This is a genomic window from Nostoc sp. JL33 (genome assembly GCF_017114985.1).
Lineage (GTDB): Bacteria > Cyanobacteriota > Cyanobacteriia > Cyanobacteriales > Nostocaceae > Nostoc.
The window spans coordinates 1-24,803 of record NZ_JABXKP010000085.1 but is presented as its reverse complement, the minus strand read 5'-3'; the positions used below and the strand labels follow the sequence as shown (position 1 = coordinate 24,803).

The following is a 24,803-nucleotide window of genomic DNA, read 5'->3' as shown; positions in this document are numbered from 1 at the left end:
TTGAGAGTCTGGTAACATAATACGTTACTGCTTTTTAACGATTCAGTGCGCCCTGCTGGAATCGAACCAGCCTGAAGGCGAATTATGAGTTCGCTGCCTCCCCAATCGGCCAAAGGCGCTTGTTTTGTTGGGTTTCGGGTTTCTATGAGTCAATTACTTCAACTCTTAGGTCAACCTGATTTGCTAATTTTAGAGTGAGGAAAATACCTCATGCACTGAGTTTAGCCAATTGCGTAATTATAGCACAAATTTACCGCCTGTGAATAGTGGACAAGAATTTACCAGATTTTTATACTACATAGTTTAATCATGAAATAGTGCAAACTAATATTGATTAAGTTCCTTTAAGGATTGAAGCCAAAAGCTTCAGTATTCTTAAATAGACCAGCATTCTTTTGTGATAGCTTGTCAGCGATGAAAATAAATTCTACTGTACTTCTTACTTTGATTTTGTTAATCCTGATGTTGGGGGCAGGTTCTGTGAGCGCATTTTTGGGGTTTGAACTGGGGAGTTCAGCACTTAAAGGCGTTACTACACCAGATGGGCGTCCCACAACCAAATTTGCCAGCAATAAGACAAATAACTCCCAACAGGCAGGGCTAGTGCTATTAAAAGAGCAAGACATCCTGAAAATTGTCAAGGCGCGAATTGAGGGTAAGACCAAGGCTGCTAAATCGGAAAACCTAGAGGAAGATGATGAAGAAACCAATAGCAGCAAGCAGAAGCCAGAGGAAAAACCCCCACAAGTGGTTGAAGAAAAACTCCAGCCAGGCTTTCCGGTTACTGCCCAGAGTCAGGGTGTAACCATGTCTGTGCAATCTGTCCGCTACTCTGGTGGTGATTTGCTACTGAAAGTGAAAATGCAGAACAAAGGTAAAGATTCTGTGCGCTTCCTGTATAGTTTTTTAGATGTTACCGATGATAAAGGACGAACCCTGAGTGCTAGTACAGAGGGTTTACCAACAGAATTGCCTGCAAATGGGCCAACATTTTCCGGTACAGTGAGCATTCCCACAGCTTTACTTGATGATGTCAAGAAAATATCACTTGCTCTAACTGATTATCCCGCTCAAGAATTGAAGCTAGAGGCATCGAATATTCCTGTACAAAGGTAGATTGGGCAACTGGAGATTTTAGATTTTAGATTTTAGATTGGGGACTTGGTACTAAGTAATTTACCTAATCCCTAATACCCAAAATTTAATCCAAAATCCAAAATCCAAAATCCAAAATTCAAGAATGGAGGGCGTGAGTTTTACACGAGCTTTGGCGGTGAGTGGTTTTCCTAATTTAATTTGGACAGACGTGGCGCTTCGGTTGTTGTCAGTGCTACTGCTGATTACCATAAATGCCTTTTTTGTGACGGCGGAATTTTCGATGGTGAGCGTGCGGCGATCGCGTATTCACCAGCTAGTTAAGGCTGGGGATATTCCGGCGATCGCTGTCGAGATGCTACAACGTAGTATTGACCGATTGCTATCTACCACCCAGTTAGGCATTACCCTTTCTAGTTTGGCATTGGGATGGATTGGAGAAAGTACGATTGTCGTGCTGGTGAATGCATGGTTAAAATCCTGGCCTTTACCAATTGGGATAACTACTTTCATCGCCCATTCCCTATCAATTCCCATCGCCTTTTTCTTGATAGCCTATTTGCAAATTGTGATCGGAGAACTATGTCCCAAATCCTTAGCCATGCTGTACTCAGAACAGCTAGCTAGGTTTTTAGGGCCTTCGGTAAAAGCGATCGTGCGTTTTTTTGGCCCCTTCATCTGGATTCTCAACCAATCAACTCGTTGTTTATTGCGGATTTTTGGTATCCAATACACAGGCCAAGGCTGGAGGCCGCCTGTGACTCCCGAAGAATTGCAGCTGATTATCTCTACAGAATGGGGGTCTACTGGTTTACAGCGTGCGGAGCGAGAATTACTTAATAATGTTTTTGAGTTTGGGAATGTCATGGCCCAAGATGTGATGATCCCCCGCACAAGTATTGTCGCGCTGCCAAAAGATGCTACCTTCCAGACATTACTTAGGGAAATGGCTTCTACTGGTTTCTCTCGCTACCCTGTAATTGGTGAATCTTTTGACGATGTTCGCGGCATTGTTTATTTTAAAGATTTGGCACAACCTTTGGCTGTAGGAAAGCTAAGTTTAGAGACACAGATCCAACCTTGGATGCGTCCCGCCCGGTTTGTTCCAAAACACACGTCCTTGAGTGAACTTTTGCCAATGATGCAGCAAGAGAAACCAGCTATGGTCATGGTAGTAAATGAATTTGGCGGTACTGTGGGACTGGTGACAATCAAAGATGTGATTGCGGAAATCATTGGCGACGCCAGCGAATCTGAAAACAGTGACGACTTACTGATTCAGATGTTAGATAAGCAGAAATTTTTGGTGCAGGCACAAATCAACCTCGAAGACCTCAACGAGATTTTACATCTCAATTTGCCCCTGACAAGAGAATATCAAACACTAGGAGGCTTTTTGCTGTATCAGTTACAGAAAATTCCGGCCATTGGCGAAAGCTTCCGTTATCAAAATCTTGAATTCACTGTCGTGTCAATTGTTGGGCCACGCCTGCATCAAATTCAAGTGCAACGGTTAGAAGAGTTAGGAGTTGAGAGTTAAGAGTTATGAATTTTAACTCCTAACTCCTAACTCCTAACTCCTGACTCAAGAAGCATACGCCAGTGGATCAACCAGTCCCAATTCAGCAAAAGCTGCTAGCCGCAAGCGACAAGAATCACACACGCCGCAAGCGACATCTCCACCGACATAGCAAGACCAAGTTAGCTCCCAAGGAACTCCCAATTGGTTCCCCAGTTGGATGATTTCAGTTTTTTTCAGGTTGATTAGGGGTGCAACAATATTAATTGGTTGTCCTTCACGTCCTTGTTTGGTTCCCAGGCGAAAAACTTCCTGCATTGCCTGGATATAGTCGGGGCGACAATCAGGATATCCTGAGTAATCTAGGGCATTGACGCCGATATAGACACGCTCTGCTGCGATCGCTTCGGCGTAACCAAGAGCAAAGCTTAAAAAGATGGTATTACGAGCCGGAACATAGGTGACAGGAATATTTTCAGACATTTCATCGAGCGATCGCTCCTGGGGTAAATCAATTGCGTCATCAGTAAGTGCGGAACCGCCCCATTGTCGTAAGTCAAAATTAACCACCTGATGTTTCACGATCCCAGCTTTTTGAGCGATGGTCAGGGCTGACTGTAACTCTCGTCGGTGTCGCTGCTGGTAATCAAAGGAAATAGTATGACATTCACAGCCATCAGCCTGAGCTTTGTACAGAATTGTGGAAGAGTCTAATCCCCCAGATAACAGAATTACAGCTTTCATATCGGTTGCAAATTTTGGATTTCAAATCGCCAAATCACACCTTAACAAGATGCCAGAAAGCAATGCCAAGGAGAATTTACACTTAGGTCTTACTGAATTTTTTAAAGTTAATCAAAAGACATATTTTTTTGGAGAAAGTGCAAAACCCAAAACAAACTCGAAATATCTATACAAAAGATATTTGGATTACGGGAACCGATCACAAACTTTGAAATTCTTCATAAACATAGGCTCTATGTTACCATCTGGATGGTTTTAGACGGATCGTAACTGGCATTTCGAGTATAAACGCCAACGGCCGTAGCGTCTCTAAATTTGGTGGTTGAGGAGAGAATAATAGTGCAAAATAGCATGTCAGTGGCAGAACCGAATCCATATACACAGCGCAACCAGCCACGACCGATCCGCATAGGCGTGATTGGAGTGGGTAACATGGGACAACACCACGCTCGCGTCCTGAGTTCAATGAAAGATGTTGAATTAGTCGGAGTGGCAGATATTAACGTTGAGCGAGGGTTAGAAACTGCCAGCAATTACAAGGTGCGTTTTTTTGAAGATTACTGTGACCTGCTACCCCTTGTGGAAGCAGTTTGTGTAGCTGTTCCCACCCGTCTGCACTATGCCGTGGGTATCAACTGTCTGTTAGCGGGAATTCATGTTTTGATTGAAAAACCGATCGCAGCCAGTATTTCTGAGGCAGAGTCTTTAGTAAATGCCGCAGCTGAGTCTGGGTGTATCCTGCAAGTAGGTCATATTGAGCGTTTTAACCCAGCTTTTAAAGAACTGAGCCAAGTACTGAAAACTGAGGAATTGCTGGCGCTAGAAGCCCACAGAATGAGTCCTTACTCAGATCGGGCAAACGATGTTTCAGTTGTGCTGGATTTAATGATCCATGACATCGACCTACTTTTGGAATTAGCTGCTTCCCCAGTCACAAAATTGACTGCTAGCGGTACTCGCTCCCTAGACTCTGGTTATTTAGATTACGTAACCGCCACCTTGGGGTTTGCCAATGGTATTGTTGCTACTCTGACCGCCAGTAAAGTTACCCACCGGAAAATTCGCCGGATTGTCGCCCATTGCAAAAGTTCATTCACTGAGGCAGATTTTCTCAAGAATGAAATTTTGATTCACCGACAAACGACTGCCAATTCTCTCACCGACCACCGACAAGTACTTTACAGGCAAGATGGTGTGATTGAAAAAGTCTACACCAGCAATATTCAACCCCTGAGTGCAGAATTAGAACATTTTGTCAACTGTGTACACGGTGGCAATCAACCCTCAGTGGGTGGTGAACAAGCTCTCAAAGCCCTGAGACTGGCAAGTTTGATTGAGCAGATGGCGCTGGAAGATCGAGTTTGGAATCCCTTAGACTGGCAATCGGAACCAAGAGTGCAATCATTGACCCCGACAGCCTAGAAGAAGAGGAGACAAGGGGGACAAGGGGAACAAGATAAAATTTTCTCCCTTTTCTCCCCCTGCGTTTTTCTACTAGGGAAGGGGGAGAGTTCAAATCGCTCCTTTTTGCAGGAAAGAGGAATGAAAGTGAGGTTTTCCAGATAAGAGTGAAAAATGAGCGACTGACGTGGGTTGGGGGAATCAAAAGACTGTGGGGCAACTCTAAAAGACTTGTGTGTAAACGGTAGCAGGGATTTGGAGTATTACTGCATTTGCACTCTGGTCATACTACGCTTGTTGCTAATTGAATTCCACCTGACTCTACAGGATGACGCTAGCTAAACAAGCGATTAAACTATGGATAATATCAAGCAATTAATTGTTGCTTTTAACACCACTTACATAAATTTAATTTCATTGTTAAATCTAAAATCTCATCCTGCTATATAAAATACCGGTTATGTCAGTGTATCAAGGAACTTATGGGGAGACCGCCGATTTGATTATTGGTGTTCACAACCAAGAAAACCGCGAATTACAAGCAATTTCTGCTCCTGTGGGTGCTCTTGCTACAAGACAAGGAAATTTTTCTACGTTTCTTGCTCCCTTGACTCAGGATACTTTTAAACAGGTAGTTAGGGATGTCGAGCAAAAATTACAGATTGTCCATCAAACCCTATCAATGCTGGATTCTCAGGGGTTTGAAACTCTTCTGCAAGAAATGTTGCATTCGATTACCTTGAAAACCGGGGAATTACTGGGGGCAGATCGGACAACGATATTTTTATTGGATGAAGAAAAAAAACAACTCTGGTCAATTCTGGCTGAGGGGGAGGGCGATCGCTCTTTAGAAATTCGCATCCCCGCCGATAAAGGCATTGCTGGGGAAGTCGCCACCTTCAAGCAAGTTATTAATATTCCCTTTGATTTTTATAGTGACCCGCGATCGCATTTTGCCCAAGAACAAGAAAAAAGAACTGGCTATCGCACTTACACCATGCTAGCTTTGCCATTGTTGAATGAACATGGACAGTTAGTTGCGGTGGTACAATTACTGAATAAATTAAAATCTGTTAATAATTCAGATACTCCACTTGCAGAGCGCATTGATACCAAAGGTTTTATCTCTGCTGACGAGCAATTATTTCAAGAATTTGCACCTTCGATTCGTCTGATTTTAGAATCCTCGCGCTCTTTTTATGTCGCCACCCAAAAACAAAGAGCAGTGGCGGCGCTGATGAAAGCGATCAAGTCCCTCTCTCAAAGCAGTCTCGACTTAGAAGACACCCTGAAGCGGGTGATGGATGAAGCCAAAGAACTAATGAATGCCGATCGCAGTACACTATGGTTAATAGACCGCGATCGCCATGAATTGTGGACGAAAATCACCCAGGACGATGGTTCAACTAAGGAGTTACGAGTCCCCATAGGTAAAGGCTTTGCTGGTCTAGTGGCGGTTTCTGGCAAAAAGCTGAATATTGCCTTTGACTTGTACGACGATCCTGACTCGGAGACAGCCCAACAACTCGACCAGCAAAATGGCTATCGCACCTGTAGCTTATTTTGTATGCCAGTGTTTAACGGCGATGAACAACTAATTGGCGTTACCCAGCTGGTAAATAAAAAGAAATCAGGGGATTTTCCAGCTTATAATCCAGCTGATTGGCCGAAAGCTCCCGACTGCTTCCAAGCTAGCTTTGACCGCAACGATGAAGAGTTCATGGAAGCTTTTAATATTCAAGCAGGAGTAGCGCTACACAATGCCCAGTTGTTTGCCACAGTCAAGCAACAAGAACAAATGCAACGGGATATTCTGCGTAGTCTTTCCAATGGAGTGGTTTCCACTGATAAAACTGGATTAATTATCGCCGCCAATGAAAGCGCCAAGCGTTTGCTAGGACTGGAGCCAGAAGACCGTTTAGAAGGTAAATTAGTTACTGATGCGATCGCCATCAAAGAAGGTGACTTTAGCAAGTGGTATCAGGATGCTTTACATGCAGTTGACTTAAAAGGCCGCCAGCAATATTACCCCGATCGCACACTCATAAGTACTAGCATAAAACCGCACAGTATTAATTTATCGATTAACACAATTGCTGATGCTAGCGACCAAGAGCAAATCCGTGGGGCGCTGGTGGTGATGGAAGATATCAGTGATGAGAAGCGGCTCAAGAGTACGATGTACCGCTACATGACCCAGGAATTAGCTGAAGAATTGCTGAAATTAGATGATGCTAAATTAGGAGGCGATCGCAAAGAAGTTTCGATTTTATTTTCCGATATTCGCGGCTACACCACTTTAACTGAAAGCTTGGAAGCAGAAGAAGTGGTGAGTATGCTCAATGAATATTTTGAATCAATGGTGGAGGCAGTCTTTAAACATAAAGGCACCCTTGACAAATACATCGGCGACGCCATCATGGCTGTGTTTGGTTCTCCTCTCCCCTTAGAAGAACACGCTTGGATGGCAGTGCAAACAGCCTTAGAAATGCGCGTTCGGCTGCACGAATTTAATCTACGTCGCCACGCAGTTAATAAGCCCAAAATCAAGATCGGCATTGGCATCAATTCTGATACCGTCATTAGTGGGAATATTGGCTCTAGTAAGCGAATGGAATTTACCGCCATTGGCGATGGGGTTAATCTTGGCTCCCGATTAGAAAGTGTCAGTAAACAGTATGGTTGCGACATTATTATTAGCTATAACACTTTTAAACCATGCCAAGATTATATTTGGGCTAGGGAACTAGATTACATTCGTGTCAAGGGCAGAAATGAGCCAGTAGCCATATATGAATTACTGGGTTTGCGTTCCAATCCGATTGAAAGCGAAAAATTGCAAGTGATTGAGCACTATCAGAAAGGGCGCGAGTATTACCTCAAGCGGGAGTTTTATCTTGCAAGAGCTGAATTTGCTAATGTTTTGGCAGCAGACAATCAGGACAAAGCTGCTATGTTGCATCTGTTGCGTTGTCAGCATTGGTTACAATCACCCCCAACAGAATCAGATTGGGATGAAGGAGTCTGGACATTTCTGGAAAAATAACGAACCGATATAACCTTCAGTTCCAGTTACAAGTACTTTCATATCTTATGCCGCGATCGCAGTTTGTGAGGGTTTTAATTCAGTAGGAATATTTTCTCCAGGAATAGCAATTAACTTGGCAGCAATCTCATCTCTGAAGCGATCGCCTCATCTAACTCCCCTTGTGATTGCAGCACCAGTCCCAAGTTAATCTGGTTGTAAGCTGAAAAACATCTAAATTGCATAACCTAATTAAACCTAACTCTTGTGGGGTGGGCCGGAAAGCCCGCCCTAATGGGAGCAAGTTAAATGTGGAACAGCTTAGTGCGATCGCTTGCCTGTGATAAGTAACAGCAGTTTTGAAATCCCCTGCTTTTTTCCGGGTAATACCAAATCTATGTGAGGCTGCATAGAATAAGTCCCTTGTCGGGCATGGAGTTTCAAGCGTTTTATTCTGTGCATCTTCATAGAGAATTGGTATAACACCCAATTTATTATTCAATTGTGCATATCATTCGGGATAAGAGTAGTTTTCCTGGAGAGCAATTAGTTTTAAGTAAGCCCTATTGATTGAGAGTTAATCTGACTGGCACTCACACCTGAAATTAGTATTGTTTGTTCATTAAATGCAGAACCTAATTTGAAGACAGCACCATCTTTGGTATCTGTTATATTACCTAACTTATAACCCCAGCCATCTAATAGAATCTTATCAATACCAACCTTGAAATCTTGAACTACATCAAAGTCCTTTTCAAGCAAGGTATCTTTACCTTTGAAAATAAATGTGTTATTACCATCGCCACCAACCAAGACATCATTACCACTACCACCTATTAGGACATCATTGCCCAAACCGCCATAGAGTGTATCATTGCCATCGCCACCATCTAGCGAATCATTACCTTGGCCTGCGTCAAGGGTATCATTACCTTTTTTTCCATATAGCTTATCATCCCCCAAACTGGCATAAATGTTGTCCGCACCATTGGTTCCCGTCAGATTATCGTTCCAAATAGTGCCATAGATAACATCTTTACCCAAGTTGCCGATTAAAGTATCTCCTGCCAATTTAACGTTACTAGTATTAATTTCGACTACAGCTATGCTGCTACTACGAGTAAAATACCTCTGATAAGTCCCAACAGCAGTACCATTGAGGAAGTCATCACCATTATCGCCATCAATATCAGAATCTTCATTACGAATGTTAATCGTAACATTGGAACTACTACCAACGGTCAGATCGCCGATTTGATCAGAGGAGATTAAGTTACCCTGGATGCCAAAATAATCTAAAATTCTCGGCTTATTGGGATTTTTGGTATCTAACACCAAAAAAGCAGTTTTAGACTGAGCCTTGTTATATTCAACTTTGCGATTCTCAATTTCTTTAGCTGTCAATTCTAAATCTGCTGAAAAATCAAAAGAGAAGGTTTGATTAGCGCCAACCTTAAAAGTAGCAAGTACTTTTGTTTCGCTGTCCGAATTCCCTGTAAATTGACCATCTAATCCAATGACACTAGCATCAGTGAAGAGTGTTGAAAAAGTTGAGTCCTTCTTAAAAAAACTCGCTTGAGCCTCAGCAATAGCAACACCCAAGCCACCTTTAACTAATGTCTGCGTCTGGGCATTAGTCAAAGTTCCTGTAGGACTATTACTATAGTTGGAGAAAAGAGTTTTCCCTTGAGCGGTAACAAAATTAGGATTAGGCTTGTCATTGTCATTGTCGTCGGTGGCATTGTAATTGTCATTGTCATCAGTGGCATTGTAATTGAGATTGAGAATAGGACTGAGAGTGGAAAGAATTAAGTCTGAAAGTGTAGCTTTTGATGACATAAAAACCTCTGTTTAGCTTGCTAATTGACAATTTTATGCGTAAATATTTAGGAAATAATTCTCTAGTACTTTAGGAACTAAACCTCTGTGTCATGCCTATTAAACTGTTAACTTTCATCTAGGACTTGCTTTGCTTTTAATAGCACTTTCAAATAGGTTAATTGACTATTCCAAGCTGAACGTGGAAGCAGAGGATTTTTCTCTAATTCTTCAGATGGTGATGACTCAAGGTCAGTTTTTTTATCTAAAATTGTGGAAATTTCTGAATCTTCTGCCATAATTTATGATCTCGCTAGGGAGTAAGAAACTTCGGGTTCTTGCTGCCAACTTTCTGACCACTGAATGCTGTCAGCAGTAAAGTGTAATGGGTCGTTTGCTGGCAAAACAACGTCTGTAGGCTCGACAATTAACTCAAATTCACCATTATCAAAGGGCAAACCTTGCGCCTTTACTTTGGGAACTACACGCTCTCTCATACCTTGTTCTGCATGAGTAAGAGCGCGATGATGACAGTAAGGATTATTACCTCTCTTGTCAAAGAAAACATGGGCAGTCCAACTGCAACCCCCACGACAAAGTTCAGCGTATTCGCAGGTTTTACAAAAACCCCACAGGTGTTTTGTACCTTCAGGTGTACCTGCTCCTAGATTGAAGCGTAGTTCTTCTGCGCTTTTAATAATCTCATGCAGAGCATGGTCTCGAATATTACCACCTGTGTAGGCAGTAGTCGGCAGCGAGGGACAACCTTTAATCGCTCCATCAGCTTCAATTCCCAAGGTGGAGAGTCCCGCACCGCAACCTTGCCAAAAGGAGAATTCATCCTCCTTTCCCCGTCCCCGCAATAGTCGTTCATAAGGGCCATAGTAACCAATATTATTTCCCGCTTGAAGTTGCACACCTTCTTGGTAAGCACGACGCGCAACACGGGCTAGCATGGGGTAGACATCTAACAGTTCATGGGGTTGGAGAAGAATGTCTGCGTTATCTGCTGCATTCCCCATTGGTACAGTCATCTGAATTTGCCAAGCACCGGCACCTGCATCACGAATACACTCATAGATGCACGGAAACTCTGGCGCTGACAGGCGGTTAAGTTGGGTGTTGCAACCGAAGTAAATACCCACTTCTCGTAGATGACTCATGGTTTTAAATGCATATTTCCAAGAGCCTTTCTTTCCCCGTAGGCGGTCATGAGTTGCTTCCAAGCCATCAATAGAAACAGAGACACTGCGAATTCCGGCTGACTTCATTTTTTGTGCGGTTTCTAACGAAATGCCATAGCCGCCCGTAGTCATACCACATAGCATCCCTGCCTCATTAATAGCTTTGGCAATTTCTAGCCAGTCTGGACGCAGAAATGCCTCACCACCAATAAGAGTAACTTCTTTAATTCCAACTTCTGCCATCTGCTTGACAAGATCGAAAGCTTCCTCTGTGGAGAGTTCTTTGGTGCGCTCATGGCCGGCGCGGGAACCACAGTGACTACAAGCTAGATTGCACTTTAATGTAATTTCCCAAACTGCGTAGCTTTTGCGGTGATATGTCATAAGTTAACTCTCAATCTTGGTTTTAGAAGTTGACTTGAACCGGATGATGGTTGAATTAAGAAGAGTGTATTTAAGGCTCTTGTGTCAAACTGCGATAAATCTTGATTTTTCGCGGGCTGTAATGCCGAGAAAATCGTTAAAGAAGAATTCAGGAGCGGAGCTTTGGAAAGTTCCGCCGATCAAAATCAATATTTAATTGCAGAATTCTGGCTCCTGACTTCTGAATTGCTTCTTGTTAAATTTTCCTCAAGTGACACAAGAGCGTTAGTTTCTATTGGACAAGCCTCAAAATCAACTTTCATCGCCTTATAGAAAATCTAGGTTGTCAAGCAAATCAATCGCAATTACAGAACCACTTGCAACAGCAGTGTTTTCAGAAAAGTTATATCTAGTTTTTCCAATCACGATATCACCATCACCTCCGAGTGTTATGCTAGCTGTAGAATAATCGCCAGATCCCACAGCTACTCCTGTACCATATGATCTTCTATAAACATCGCTTGAAAAAGATGTGGAAGTACTATTTGCGCTAGCAAAAGGGTAATTATCTGAACCCAAAGATAATGCATCAGATATCACGCTCACTCCAAAAGAACCTAAAATGAACTCGTCTTCTGAAACACTCTCTAAATAAGATAAATCAGAGATATGCATACTTAAACCATGAATTTTTTTCAACATTAGTTTAGAGGATATGTTGGAAAGTAATGAGAGTTATTAAAACAAAAACTTTTACTGCAAACAGAGGATTTTTTACTATATGGATTTCATGACCTCTAACTTTTGCAGCGTGGATTAGGTGCATAACGAATTCTATAGCAGTGCTAAATCATTCGTGAGGATTTGAGATAGTTGTTACCCCAGAGGCATCGGGTGGACGATGATAGCTGGGGGGTGAATTTTCTTGCGTATCCTGCACGGATTGCTATATTTCTTGATCGTTTTATGGGATTATTGTAGTTTCACAACTACTCCATATACCGGTTGTGGATGTATTACTATTGGTTGCGGCCATGGCTTTGGACGTGGCCTGGGAATCCATTTAATTGGTGGTTTTGTAGATCCTTCGTGAGGTAAGACTACGACACCATAGAGTGGCTGAAGGACTCTATCAGGGGCGCTTGTCAGCCCACCAAACGCTCCCACTAGTTCCTCTTCACTGAGGTCTTCAAACTGGCCTAATTCTTTTAATTCCAATATTTTAATAGAGGCTGTTTCAAATTCTTCTTGAGAAAAATTATAGCCACCTTTTTCCATGACTTTTATCACTTCGTCGATTTGATCACTCATTAATTGAGTGCGAAAAGCTTCGTCTTTGACGAGTCTGATGAGGAACTCTTTAACTTTCTCGAAAATTGCTAATGACATATTTTTACTGTCTCCTTTGAAATAGAAACCCTATTTGAGTTGTGAAAACTATGGAGGTGCCAAGCCGCCTTCTCTCCCCCACAAAAGAAGAAAATTTGGTGCAAAACAATCATTGGTGGGTCTGAATCCCCCACTCAAAGATCGCTGAATTCTGAATTTTGCATTCTTCTTCAAGACTTTTAAAACAACCCCTTAAACAATCTTTATGGTAGGCGCGACTTCTGCTGATGTTGCTCCAACTACAACCGCTATGTAGTCTAGGCCGAAAGATCCACCGACATCGGCGGCAATTATAGTATCAGTTACCCCACTCCCGAAAACATCTGCTTCCAGAAGCTTATATCCAATGCCGTCTTGCAACTGGATGACATCGCCAGCCGCAGGATCGAAGTCACGTTGCAACACGCCGTTATTATTCACGCCAATCAGAGCCGCATCAAAGAGGCTTTGACCCTGACCTTTAGTAGAACCGCCGAGGTAGTAGAATTGACCATTACCTCCGAGTATAAACGCGTCTCCCCCAACCCCCCCGGTCAAAATATCGGTTTCTCCAAAACCTGGGGTATTTGGCCCGAAAACGTTCTGGCTTCCCCGGCCCACACCGACGAGGATATCGTTACCACCACCTCCCAGGAGGGTATCATCATTGCCGCCCCCTTCGAGGATGTCATTGCCACTGTTGCCATTTACAGTATCGTTTCCAAGATCGCCGAACACAAAGTCATTTCCGATACCACCATCGACGTTATCATCGTCATTGCCCCCTTCGAGCGTATCATCTCCACCATCGCCACTAAGGCTGTCATTGCCACCATCTCCAGAGAGGAGATCGTTTTGACCTAGCCCGAATATCTGATCATTCCCGTCACCCCCAAAAAGCGTATCTATGCCTCCCCCTGTGAAACTACTACCAGTGGCTCCTTGGATGAAGTCATTGCCAGTTCCCCCTTCAATGCGATTATTGCCGCTAACACCTAGTAGGCGATCATTACCTGCTCCGCCTAATAAGGTGTCGTCACCCTGGCCGCCTTGAATATTGTCATCGTTATCACCGCCATCTAGTCTGTCGTCACCTGAGCCACCATCGAGGAAGTCATTGCCGAGGCCACCGAGGAGTGTATCATTGTCGTTACTCCCAAAGAGACGATCGCTGCCATCGCCACCATTTAATAAATCGTTACCTTGGTCGCCACTCAGGAAATCATCTCCCCCTAAGCCCAATAGAGTATCGTCACCGGAACCTCCAAAGATTTGATCGGCTACAGCAGTTCCTGTAAGTGAGTCATTACCGCCGGTTCCTCGTTGCAAAGCCATAAATTCTATCTCCTTGATTTGAAAGTTGAAGTTTAGATTCGTAGTTGGCGATCAGGTGAGACGACGCGTTTAACCACAAAGTTTTAATGAGTCTGTGTAATTTCCTGGTTCTGGCTTTGATAAATCTGTCCTAAATTCATGTTGGCTTCTTGGTGTTGGGGATTGAACTCCAAAGCTTTTTGATCACAAGGAATGTCTACGACGGGCTATGACGCTCGTTCGCTCTTAGCCTCTCCCCTTCTCCCAAAGGGAGAGGCTAGCGCCTGCCGTAGGATGCCCGCAGGGCTGTAGGGAGATGACTCGCTACCGCTTCTCTACGAGACGCTACGCGAACGCTATCGGTGACGCTTCTTCAAGCTGTTTTTGTTGTTGGAGTATCACGCCCAAGTTATAATGAGCTTCTACTAAATCGGGCTGTAGTGCGATCGCAGCTCGATAGTAAGCAACAGCAGTTTGCCAATCAGCTGCTTGTTTGCGGACAATGCCCAACTGATAATTCAATTGTGCATAATAAGCTTGTTTCTCTGTCGAAAGCTTCCCTTGAGCAAAAAGCGCATTCCCTAAATTGACTTCCGCTTCTGTGCAGTTGGGTTGAAATTCCAACGCTTTTTGATAGGATGCGATCGCTTCTGACCACTTACCTTGTTGTTGCAAGGTGTAGCCCAAATTATTGTAAATTGTCCCTGCATCTGGTCGCAAAGCAATAGCTTTTTTGTAAGCTGCTTCCGCTTGTGATAACTGTCCTTGGGCTTGGCACAAATTGCCTAAACTAAACCAAATTTTCACAGAGTTAGGCTGAACTTGCGAAGCTGCACTCAAATACTTCTGGGCTGACTCTAAGACACCTTTCTGCTGCGCCAGCATCCCTAAGGCGTATAATGCTTCTGAATAGTCTGGTTGTTTTTCTATCACCTGACCATATAACTGTTCAGCTGCGTCTAGGCGATTAGCTCGATGATGTTGAACTGCAAGTTGAAAGAGTTCAGAAATATCTTTGATGTCAAATTGTTTTGGTTTATTAACCAACTGCAAAATAAAATTTTCTAGCGCTCTGACTGGCTTTAAATCTCCATATAATTTATGTTTATTTTCTGCAACTTGCTGGGAGATATATTGCCGATATTCAGCATCTTTCCCTAGCCGGATGGCGATTTGTACGTATTCTGCTTTATTTGAAGCGATCGTCTCTTCTATACCCATCATTTTCAAAATTGCCAGAGAATGCCGTCCCCGCATCAGTTCTCCTGGTAAAGTGACAACCGGAATATTATGGGCAACAGATTCTAAAGTAGAGTTACATCCAGACCAACCAATACTATCCAAGAAGACATCTGCTAAGGCTGTAGTCCCAGCAAACTCGCTGTCATTCATCCGAGACAAAAATAAACAGTGCTTTTGATAATCCAACCCTAATGCTGTAAAAGCATGGTTTAAGCGCTGGCGAAATACTTCTGTAATGTCTTCACTTTGATGTTTAATAAACACAAATTTAGAATTTTCTAGCTCTTTAGCAATGGAGGGAAAAACATCATCATGATTGGGCAAATATTTATATAATGACTGGCAACACCAGAAGAGAATTTCATCCTCTTTTAAACCTATATCTGCTTTCTTAACTTCTGTGGGTTGAATTGCTAAAGGTGTGTAATGAATAGATAAGTTGGGTAATCTAACCAATTTTTCTGTATAATGTTCTTGAGCGTTTTCTGGTTCCATTAAGTCACTGCTCAAGTAATAGTCAATTGTCGGTAGCCCACTGGTATCAGGGTGTCCCCAAGATGTCATTTGAATTGGCGCTAATCTGAAACAACCCAGTTGGATTGTCATTGAGTCCATGCCAAATTCTGGGAAAATCAGGACATGTAATTTATCTTCTGTTATTACCTCATACCATTGTTCAATTGAGCGAAGACCTTGAACAAATTTATCAAAAGCCTTACTAGCACTGATTGTTGAATAATCTTTTGTTACCTGAGTTTGATAACCAAATAATTCAAACTCATTTCGATCCAGATTTTCTACCCAACCTTTAATAGGGATTTTCCAATTAGAATGATTATAGAAAAATCTAGAGACAATACCAACCCGAACCTTTTCATTTTTCTCTAAATTTGGGATAACCAGCGTCTGACTACATTCGGGATAGCGACTCGACATAATCTGGCAAATCATTTCCCCATAAGTTCGCTGTAAATCTCGGTCATTTAAGCCTTGATATGCCAAATAAAATGGCTGCAATGTTCCTACAGCCTCAGCTGCTTTTGCCTGTTCTTCCTGATTACTTAATTCATAAGCTTTTGCTGAATTTTGCAAATGCTGTTGATACTGATTTCGTCTTAATTCAATTTCATCAACACTAGAATAGATAATTGGCAGTTGGCTCATACAAATAGCCAATTTAGCCGGAGCATAGTTGGGCGTAACTTTGACAGCTTGTTCAAATGCCTGTACTGCTGCTTCTATTTTGTTATGATCGCTAAGTAGCGTTCCTAAATTGTAATAGATGTAATCAAGATCAGGTCGAATTTTGATAGCTTGTTGATAGGATTCTCTGGCAGCATCAAATCTATTTAGTGCCTTGAGAATATTTCCCAAGTTATTATGGGTGATTGCCAAATCAGGTTTAATATTTAAAGCTTTTTCATAAGCTCTTATTGCTTCGTCAAATTCCCCTTTCTGCTCGTAATAATACCCTAAGTTGTGATAGGTGTAAGGATAGTCTGGTTGAATTTTTATTGCTTCTTCGTAAGCCTTAAAAGCATGATTAAATCGCCCTTGTTTTTGGAGTACTTCTCCTAAATAATTATAAGCTTGTACCAAATCTGGCTGCAATGCAATAGCGTGGCGATAATATAACTCCGCAATCTTGAAATCGCCCTGCCGTTCTCTACTTAAAGCAAACTGCTGATTTAAGTCTGCATAGTGGACTTGTTCTTCTGGTGGCAGCTTTCCTTGAAAATAAAGAGCATTACCGAGATTGAGTTGCACTTCCAGGCATTCGGGCAGAATTTCTAGTGCTTTTTCATAACAGGTAAGTGCTTCTTCTAGTTTTCCCTGTTGTTGCAGAGTAAACCCCAAGCTGTTGTGTATCGCCCCTGCTTCTGGCTGTAACTCCAAGGCTATTCGGAAAAATTGTTCTGCATTTTGATGTTGTCCCCGTTGCTGCGCCAGCATACCTAATCCATATACTGCCTCTAGCTGCTTGGGGTTTACTTCTATAACTTGACGATAAACCTCTTCGGCTTGGGTAAAGCGCTTGGCTCGGTGATGTTGAACAGCGAGTTGGAGAGCCTCGGTAATTGTACTCATAATTTATACAATTATTTTTGTTTAATATGTCTTTTGTTCTTATATCTGCGAGAAACTCTAGTTTCTGAAACTTATAACTGAATTTGGTTAAATCGACTACAGTGCTGATTTTAAGTTTGTTAAAACGAATTACCCTTTTCTACCTTTGGGGGGGCTACGGCAAAGTGTTTCACTTATGACTAAGCTAAAAAACATCTAAGAAAGCATAATCGAATTAAATATAACTCTTGTGGGGTGGGCCGAAAAGCCCGCCCAGCTTATGCAATTTAAATGTGGAACAGCTTATTAACCGAGGTTTTGATTCACGGCGAGCAAACAGCACAGAACTGTAGCCTGGGTTGAGGGCTAAATATTGTAAAAATTTGTTGCAGAAACAGTTGTTTGAGCTAAAACAGTGTACTTTGGCTAAAAGCCGAAGGCTCAAATGAGCAAGGAGCCTTCGGCAATTTATAAATCTACTAGGCTTTCTAGCCTGACTCTGCTCGCAGGAGTTAATACTCTTTGTGAGTAGAGTTTAATTGTTTGTTGGTAGCAGATCCGCACAATCAATTAGCGATTAGTACCAGATACGGAGAATCCGTTAGCTGAAGAAGAATTAGCATCAGTGTTTGTGAAACTAAATACTTGAGCGATGGTGTTGGGACCGAATGCAGTAGCTTGGGTTTCAGCAGTAGCTAAACTGCCCGTGATGACAACGTTAGATTTTACATTTTTGTTAATGTTGAATTTTTCGTTAACGTCAGCTACGATGGCTACGTTCTTAATAGCAGCAACATTAAAAGAACCAGTGGAAGAAGTACCACCAAGAACTTCTTCAGAGGTGTTTTCCAAGTAGTTGAGATCAGAAATAATCATTTGAGTTTCTCCTGAAAATTGTAAGTTTTTTGGGTATATTTGCCGCAACCAGCCTGTTTTTTGCTGGCTACATACTTACTATAGTTTATTCCTCCAAAAAGTCAATGCTTTTTTGAGGAATTTTTGATTAATAAAACTAATAAAATTACGATTATGAACCACAATACAAGTATTAATTAAAGGGTAGAAAAATTCCCATACAAATTTAGGCAGTAAGTAGAAAAAGTACTGCCTGGAAAGGATTATAGCGATTAAAATTAATTTTAATCGCGCTAAAGTGGCACTTTGTGGATGTATTCACAAAATCCCAAAAAGGAAAAACTATTTAATTTTTAAGAAACCAATATCAGCATCCATAATATTTTTGAATACTAGAGACATCAACCAGAATTCAGGGGAGATGATTAGCGACAAAAACATTTGGAATTTAATAACCTATTTAGTTTTAGTCAATAACATATCTAGCAATTCCTCCGGCGATCGCACATTTGCATCTGAGTCTAACTGAGTAACTATTTTCATAGCGTTGATTTGTTGCTTTAACCAATCAGAAAATAATTCTGTAATGATTTTTTGGCGCAACTGTTCATCTAGTTGGGGTTGAATGACTTCTTCCATCCAAATTAAATGCACCCCCTTGGGAGTCGTAATCGGTTTGAGAGCTTCTGGTGGTGCAGCAGCAAATACAGCTGCTGCAATCTCTGGACGAAAATCTTTGCGGTATCGGAGTCCTTGATATCCATAAGCACGGCGGAGTTCTGGTTCTGGGATATATAAACGAGCGATTTCAGGAAAATTGACTTCGCCTTCTTCTAGGGCATAAAAAAGCTCTAAAGCCAAGTCTCGATCCTCGAAGACGACTTCGTAGGTAACGGCGGCGACATAATCTAGTTGGTGTTCATAAAAATACTTTTCGAGTTGAGTGGAAAATAGATGATTCGCTAGCTTCCGCGAAAGGATGTTGTTGTAGGCTAATTCCTCAAACTCATTCACAGACAGATGGTGTTTTTCTAGCCATGTCCAGGTGTCTTTAGCTTTCACAAGCTTTTTAGCAAACCGTAATTGATCTCCTGCTTGCTGTAATTCTTCTGGTGTGACTATAATTCCTGCCTCTTGAGCTGCTTCGGCAATAATGCTTTGCGATGCGATCGCTTCTACTACATCAGGTATTTGACAGGAGAGTTTGAGACTGTGAATGATATCTGAACTGGAAATGGTCAGATTGTGGGGCATAACATGATATCTCCAATAATTAAGGGGATTGGGAATTGGGCAGTGTTTTTCTGAAATTAGGACTTACGCACAGGTAACGGAAATCGAACCACAGAGACACAGAGGACACGGAGGAATAAGAGTTTGAGAGGTATTTTGCGTGAATGCGTGAATGCGTGAATTGATTTCTCCCTTGTTCTATTTCCTAATTCCAGTGCGTAGCTTGCCGCCATAGGCATCGCTATGACTACATCTCTAAACCGCCAGTTTCTTGAATGGATCTAAAACAAAGTCAATCACCCGGCGTTGGCGAATGATCACTTCAGCATTTGCTGTCTGACCGGCACCTAATGGAATACGTTTGTTGCCATTTTCGACATACTGCTGTTCTAAGGTGATTTCTAACTCATAGTTTTCGATGTTCCCTTGGGGTGTTTGGATAACTTTCGAGTCAGGAGAGATCCAAGTAACTTTTCCTTGGACAATGCCATACTCTTGGAAGGGATAGGCATCAAACTTGACTTTGACTGGCATTCCTAGCTTCAAGAAACCACTATCCTGATTAGGCATATTAGCTCTGAGTATGAAGTCTGCGTTCTTGGGTGCGATTTGGGCAATCCTTTGGCCGGGTTGTACTACTGCTCCTGGCTTAGTTGTGGGTAATTCAAAAATCACCCCATTAATTGGCGATCGCACCACTCGTTGCTGAATTTGAAGTCTTGTAGATGTAATTTGGCTCTTAGTCTGAGCCACTTCTGATTGCACTGCTGTTATTTGTGTCTGTAGGTCTTTTAGCTGTTCCTGATTTTTCATTACAGCCAGTTGTCCGGCTTGCATGGCACTTTTATAGCTACTTTGTTCTTCTTGCAGTCGGAGTTTTGCTTGCTTAATATCCGACTCCAAGGTTTTGATAGTTACTTGATAACTATTTAGTTGTTCCGCCAAGCGCAATTGTGCTTGTTTAATATCTGATATAGCCCTGTGATAGGCTTGTTTGCTTTCTTGTTCTTCTTTTTTTAATTGATCAATTTGGGTTGCAGAAACCGCGCCATCCTCAACGAGTTTGCTAAAGCGTTGAACTTGCCTAGAATCTATACTCAGACGAGTTTTAGCCGATTGCTGATCATCGCGGCTGGTGTCAATTTGCTGCTCTGCTTGCTTAACTAATGCTTGTTTTTCTAACTTTTGGAGATTATAGCTACTCAGTTTGGCATCCAGGTTTTGCTGCACCTGGTTAACTTGAGCCATTTTTTCTAATTCTTGGGATTTATTTTGTTGTTCTAAGAGGCTATTTGACATTAAAAGTTGATTTTTGAGCAGTTCCAGTTGGGATTGCCGATTTTGTAACCCTTCCAATTTGCTCTGGATTTGTTGCAGTTCCGTTTGCAGCAGATCAGAGTCGAGTTCCACTAGAACCTGGTCGGCTTTGACTGTATCTCCTTCTTTGACCCTAACTGCTTTGACACTCCCACCAGTTTGAGAGTCTAATTTTTGAGTTGCGCCTTTAGGTTCTATACGCCCTCTGGCGCTACCAGTCTCATCTACTCGCGAGAGAGTTGCCCAAGGCAAGAATAGAACAGCAAAGGCAATGAGTACATACAACAAACCACGAGTCCAAATTTGAGGTAAGGCATTGAGCAATCCTTCGGTACCGTAGTGCAAATCTTGACTCTCATTTTCTGCATCTGTCTGGTCGTTGAACTCTAGAGATTCCTCTTGCTGTGTATAACTTTGAGGCTCATCTTTGGGAAGTGGGGATGATCTATTGGGATTTGGCATGGTTTTATTTTCAATAATGGGGAGTGGGGAGTGGGGAGTGGGGAGTGGGGAGTAAGAATTTTAGATTTTAGATTTTGGATTAAAGAATTGAAATTTAATCCAAAATCTAAAATTTTTGCATTGAATTGCCCAATGCCGAAATCTCAACTAACTTGAGCTAGTTGTTGTTGATTGAGGTAGTAATAATGACCTTTTTTAGTGATTAATTCGTCGTGGGTACCGCTTTCTACCAAAACGCCTTGATCTAAAACCAGGATCAAGTCAGCGTTGCGGACTGTAGAGAGGCGATGGGCAATGATTACACTTGTGCGCCCTTGAAGAATTGTTTTGAGGTTCTTTTGAATAATTCGTTCTGATTCGGAATCTAGGTGACTGGTGGCTTCATCAAACAGTAATAACCGAGGATTTCCGAGCAAAGCACGAGCGATCGCTAGGCGTTGGCGTTGTCCACCAGAGAGCATACCCCCGCCTTCACCAATTTGGGATTCGTAACCCATCGGTAGTTTTTGAATAAAATCATCGGCTCCGGCATATTTTGCTGCTTGGATAATTTCTTCTGAAGAAGCATTTGGATGAGCGATCGCAATGTTTTCACGAATAGTCCCACCAAACAGAAAAGTATCTTGATCTACAACGCCGATTTGAGAACGGAGCGATCGCATCGAAATACTGGTGATGTCGCGACCATCAATGAGTACTTTGCCATCTGTCGGTGGGTATAAACCTAAAATCAATTTACTGAGGGTTGTTTTTCCAGAACCGCTCCGCCCTACAACTGCTACCATCTGTTCTGGCTGGATTTCAAAGTTAAGATTTTCTAGTACGTTAGTCTCACTTTCTGTGTGATAGCGAAAGGTGACATTCTGAAAGCGAATGTGACCGTGCAATTTACCCAACGACTTCCGGGGTTTAGTTTCAAAGTCTTCTTCTGGTTCCGCCTCCAACACATCATTAATGCGTTCGGTGGAAATCACGATTTCTTGCAATTCATTCCACAGCATAGACAGCCGTTGGAATGGACTCAAAACGTTACCCACCAACATATTGAAAGCAACTAATTGTCCAATAGTCAGTTCACCATTAATTACCTGGGATGCTCCATACCAGAGCAATGCAGTATTCACAAAGGTTTGGATAACGCCACTGATAATTTGCAGACGATTACCAATTATTTGAGCATTAAAAGCTTTTTTGACTAAATCATTTAGCAATTCCTCCCAACGCCAGCGCACCGTCTGTTCAATTGCTAATGAACGGACGGTACGAATTCCACTGAGGGATTCTATGAGATAGCTTTGTTCTTTGGTACCTGCATTAAAAATCTCTCTGGAGATGCGGCGCAAAATACTTGTGCTACTCAGCGCCAAGATAAAAAATGGCGGTACAGTACACAGCACGAATAATGACATCCGCCAGCTATAGGAGAACATCAAGCCCAGATAAACCACCAATGTCAGCATATCCAACAAGATTCCGAGTGTCTGACCAGTAAGGAAGTGCTGAATTTTCTGGTTTTCTTGGATGCGTGAGACTATATCCCCAACGAAACGCGACTCGAAATAGGAAAGGGGTAAGCGGAAGGTATGTTTGATAAAACCTACGAGTAGGGCGATGCTAATCCGGTTAGCAGTATGAAATAGGAGATATTGCCGTAGAGCGTTGACAGCGACACCAAACAACCCAAAAACAATCATCCCCAAACCAATGGCATTTAAGGTTGTAACGCTGCGTTGCACAAGTACTCTGTCGAGCAACAACTGAGTGAATACTGGCGTTACCAGTCCAAATAATTGAATTAATACCGAAGCTACAAAGATTTCTAATAATGTCCGATAGTGAGGTTTGATTAACTCAAAAAACTTCCAGAAGCTTCTACTTTCGTTTTTAGTATCTTTTAATAGGGCTGTAGGTTGCACTAACAATGCATAACCACTCCAACCTGCTTGAAATTCAGCTTTTGTCAGGCTGCGTTGACCAAGAGCAGGGTCACATACAATCACCCGCTTTTTGGTGATTTCATAGACAACAATAAAGTGTTTGCCTTCCCAGTGGACAATTGCAGGTAAAGGTTGTTCTATTAATTTATCAAGAGTGGCTTTCACCGGACGGGTAGAAAAACCCAGGTTTTCTGCTGTTGCTGCCATCGCCTTCAAAGATGCACCGTTGCGGCTGACGTTGGTCATATCCCGCAGGCGATTGATACTAAAATGCTTGCCCCAATAGTTACCAATCATCACCAAGCAAGCAGAGCCACAATCGGCTGCGCTTTGTTGGGCATAAAAGGGATAGCTCTTGGTGAGGCGTTTCCACCAATGCCGCACTTGCACCTTCGGACTGGGAAAGTAGAAACGTGATTTTGGTTGTTGTTGTGACTGCTTCTCTCGTTGGGGAAAAGGGATGATTTTAGATTTTGGAGATTGGGAAGACCTATTTTTAGTCTCCAGTCTCAACTCCGTCTCTAATCCCCACTTCCCCAACTCTGAGAAGTATTCTAGTGCTGTTTGCCTATGGTCGTTTTTCAGAATGTAAGCAATTGTTGGTTGCGTTGCTTGCCAATCACCTTGTTCTGGTTGGGCAAAGATTGTGCCTGGTGTCAAAGATTGGCCTTCAGAATGCCGCAGTTGGCCTCTGTACAATATCCACAACTGGGAATCTTGGGATATTTCTGGACTTACAGAACCAGTTTCTAGTTGCTGTCGCTCAAACAGAGATAGGGCTTTGAGCATTCCTGGAACTTGTGATGTATGGCACGGAAATTGTGATATTTGGCGACATAACAACAGCAAATCCCAAAGTTCTGCACGGGCAAAAAGGCGATCGCGAATGTTAGGATACTTCTCTATCAATATTTGCAATGCGTCTTGCCTGAAATAGCCCAGCTTTAGGTTTGTCGAGGCTCTGACTACGTAAGGACTAAAGTTAGCTTCGGGAAACAGAGTCAATTCGCCGAAAACAGACCATGCACCAAAGGTAGTGATTAAATTCTCAGAGCTATCCAACAGTCGGACTTTACCTGTAAGGATAATGTAGATACCAGGATTCGTCTGTGCAGATTGCCAGAACTGTTTTGCTACTGGTGGCTCCACAATCTCCATTTCTGCGAGGAAGTTTTGTAATTCTTTTTCCGAAAGCTTTGCACCCAAGGTGTACAAGAGCTTTTCACCCACATGTTCCCCAGAAAGCACTGGTGGCATTTTCTAATCTCCACAACAGAATTTAGTTATCAGTTTGAATCAGATTCCAAAATTCATTAAAAGTATTGGTAAATAACGTATTTTCCGGCTCGTAAACCCTAAGCCAGAGGTAAGAGGATGGTAAAAACCATCTTTCTTTTAGATACAAGCTATTTTTGTTTGCTGAACAGCCCTACTCGTTGCACAGGTGATTGATGTGACTTTTCACGCGATGTGAATGTCCCAATATTGAGCTAGACCTTTGTTTAGCTACATTTAGGCTAAACATCAACTAACTCCATCAACATAGTCCACACGAATATGGCTCGCTCCTTTTGACAATCAGCGATCTCGGCAATTGGTGATTGAGAAGAATTCTTTTCACATCAAAATTTTGTGAGTATAGCGATCGTTATAGAATTCTTCCAGCTCTCAATCACCAATTTACGGAATTTTTTCCAGATATTTTTTTGTAACGAAGATGTCCTGGGTAAAAATTAGCTTTCATCCTCTTGAACAAGACCTGAGCCAGAAAAAGCATTAAGAGACTGATTTCAGACATGCTTAATTTTTTAACGTATCGCGGAAGGTTAAACTAAGCGATTCTCTCACGAGAACCGCTC

The 24,803-nt window shown here is 42.3% G+C and carries 16 protein-coding genes and 1 tRNA gene; 4 read left to right on the top strand and 13 right to left on the bottom strand.

Annotated elements, in window-relative coordinates:
- Positions 1–46: 46 nt before the first annotated feature.
- Positions 47–119 (bottom strand) — tRNA-Ile (locus HWQ23_RS25350).
- A 295-nt stretch (positions 120–414) separates the two neighbouring features.
- Here HWQ23_RS25350 and HWQ23_RS25345 point away from each other — a divergent pair.
- Together HWQ23_RS25345 and HWQ23_RS25340 are read left to right on the top strand one after the other, a co-directional pair.
- A complete protein-coding gene (locus tag HWQ23_RS25345; protein ID WP_292834497.1) occupies positions 415–1,116 on the top strand; it encodes a hypothetical protein in 702 nt (233 codons plus the stop codon).
- A 124-nt stretch (positions 1,117–1,240) separates the two neighbouring features.
- A complete protein-coding gene (locus HWQ23_RS25340; RefSeq protein WP_292834494.1) occupies positions 1,241–2,635 on the top strand; it encodes a hemolysin family protein in 1,395 nt (464 codons plus the stop codon).
- Between the two features lie 45 nt (positions 2,636–2,680).
- Here the strand turns inward: HWQ23_RS25340 and queC are convergent, their stop codons facing one another.
- Positions 2,681–3,358 (bottom strand): 7-cyano-7-deazaguanine synthase QueC, encoded by a 678-nt coding sequence (gene queC / locus HWQ23_RS25335; protein WP_292834491.1) that lies wholly within the window; start codon positions 3,356–3,358, stop codon positions 2,681–2,683.
- A 339-nt stretch (positions 3,359–3,697) separates the two neighbouring features.
- On the opposite strand from queC, the gene HWQ23_RS25330 reads away from it, so the two are divergent.
- A complete protein-coding gene (locus tag HWQ23_RS25330; protein WP_292834488.1) occupies positions 3,698–4,780 on the top strand; it encodes a Gfo/Idh/MocA family protein in 1,083 nt (360 codons plus the stop codon).
- Between the two features lie 439 nt (positions 4,781–5,219).
- Positions 5,220–7,805, top strand: coding sequence for a GAF domain-containing protein (locus HWQ23_RS25325; protein ID WP_292834485.1), 2,586 nt, complete (start codon positions 5,220–5,222; stop codon positions 7,803–7,805).
- A 531-nt stretch (positions 7,806–8,336) separates the two neighbouring features.
- Here the strand turns inward: HWQ23_RS25325 and HWQ23_RS25320 are convergent.
- The 11 genes from HWQ23_RS25320 to HWQ23_RS25270 all read right to left on the bottom strand — a co-directional run bounded on the left by HWQ23_RS25320 (position 8,337) and on the right by HWQ23_RS25270 (position 24,201).
- Positions 8,337–9,623: a calcium-binding protein gene (locus HWQ23_RS25320; protein ID WP_292834482.1), complete on the bottom strand. Its 1,287-nt coding sequence runs from the start codon at positions 9,621–9,623 to the stop codon at positions 8,337–8,339.
- Between the two features lie 107 nt (positions 9,624–9,730).
- Complete coding sequence (locus HWQ23_RS25315) at positions 9,731–9,901, bottom strand: hypothetical protein (RefSeq protein WP_292834479.1); 171 nt, start codon at positions 9,899–9,901, stop codon at positions 9,731–9,733.
- A 3-nt stretch (positions 9,902–9,904) separates the two neighbouring features.
- On the bottom strand, positions 9,905–11,170 hold the full coding sequence (locus HWQ23_RS25310; RefSeq protein ID WP_292834476.1) for a nif11-class peptide radical SAM maturase 3: 1,266 nt from the start codon (positions 11,168–11,170) through the stop codon (positions 9,905–9,907).
- A 306-nt stretch (positions 11,171–11,476) separates the two neighbouring features.
- Complete coding sequence (locus HWQ23_RS25305; RefSeq protein ID WP_292834473.1) at positions 11,477–11,851, bottom strand: hypothetical protein; 375 nt, start codon at positions 11,849–11,851, stop codon at positions 11,477–11,479.
- Between the two features lie 270 nt (positions 11,852–12,121).
- Positions 12,122–12,538, bottom strand: coding sequence for a Nif11-like leader peptide family RiPP precursor (locus HWQ23_RS25300; protein WP_292834469.1), 417 nt, complete (start codon positions 12,536–12,538; stop codon positions 12,122–12,124).
- Between the two features lie 192 nt (positions 12,539–12,730).
- Positions 12,731–13,852 carry a calcium-binding protein gene (locus tag HWQ23_RS25295; RefSeq protein ID WP_292834466.1) on the bottom strand — a complete coding sequence of 374 codons (1,122 nt, stop codon included), beginning with the start codon at positions 13,850–13,852 and terminating at the stop codon, positions 12,731–12,733.
- A 324-nt stretch (positions 13,853–14,176) separates the two neighbouring features.
- Positions 14,177–17,161: a tetratricopeptide repeat protein gene (locus HWQ23_RS25290; protein ID WP_292834463.1), complete on the bottom strand. Its 2,985-nt coding sequence runs from the start codon at positions 17,159–17,161 to the stop codon at positions 14,177–14,179.
- A gap of 549 nt (positions 17,162–17,710) precedes the next feature.
- Complete coding sequence (locus tag HWQ23_RS25285) at positions 17,711–18,016, bottom strand: hypothetical protein (protein WP_292834460.1); 306 nt, start codon at positions 18,014–18,016, stop codon at positions 17,711–17,713.
- A gap of 435 nt (positions 18,017–18,451) precedes the next feature.
- Positions 18,452–19,249 (bottom strand): peptidylprolyl isomerase, encoded by a 798-nt coding sequence (locus HWQ23_RS25280; protein ID WP_292834457.1) that lies wholly within the window; start codon positions 19,247–19,249, stop codon positions 18,452–18,454.
- Between the two features lie 234 nt (positions 19,250–19,483).
- Positions 19,484–21,007 carry a beta-barrel domain-containing protein gene (locus HWQ23_RS25275; protein ID WP_292834454.1) on the bottom strand — a complete coding sequence of 508 codons (1,524 nt, stop codon included), beginning with the start codon at positions 21,005–21,007 and terminating at the stop codon, positions 19,484–19,486.
- 143 nt (positions 21,008–21,150) lie between these two features.
- Positions 21,151–24,201 carry a peptidase domain-containing ABC transporter gene (locus HWQ23_RS25270; protein WP_292834451.1) on the bottom strand — a complete coding sequence of 1,017 codons (3,051 nt, stop codon included), beginning with the start codon at positions 24,199–24,201 and terminating at the stop codon, positions 21,151–21,153.
- Positions 24,202–24,803: the final 602 nt, after the last annotated feature.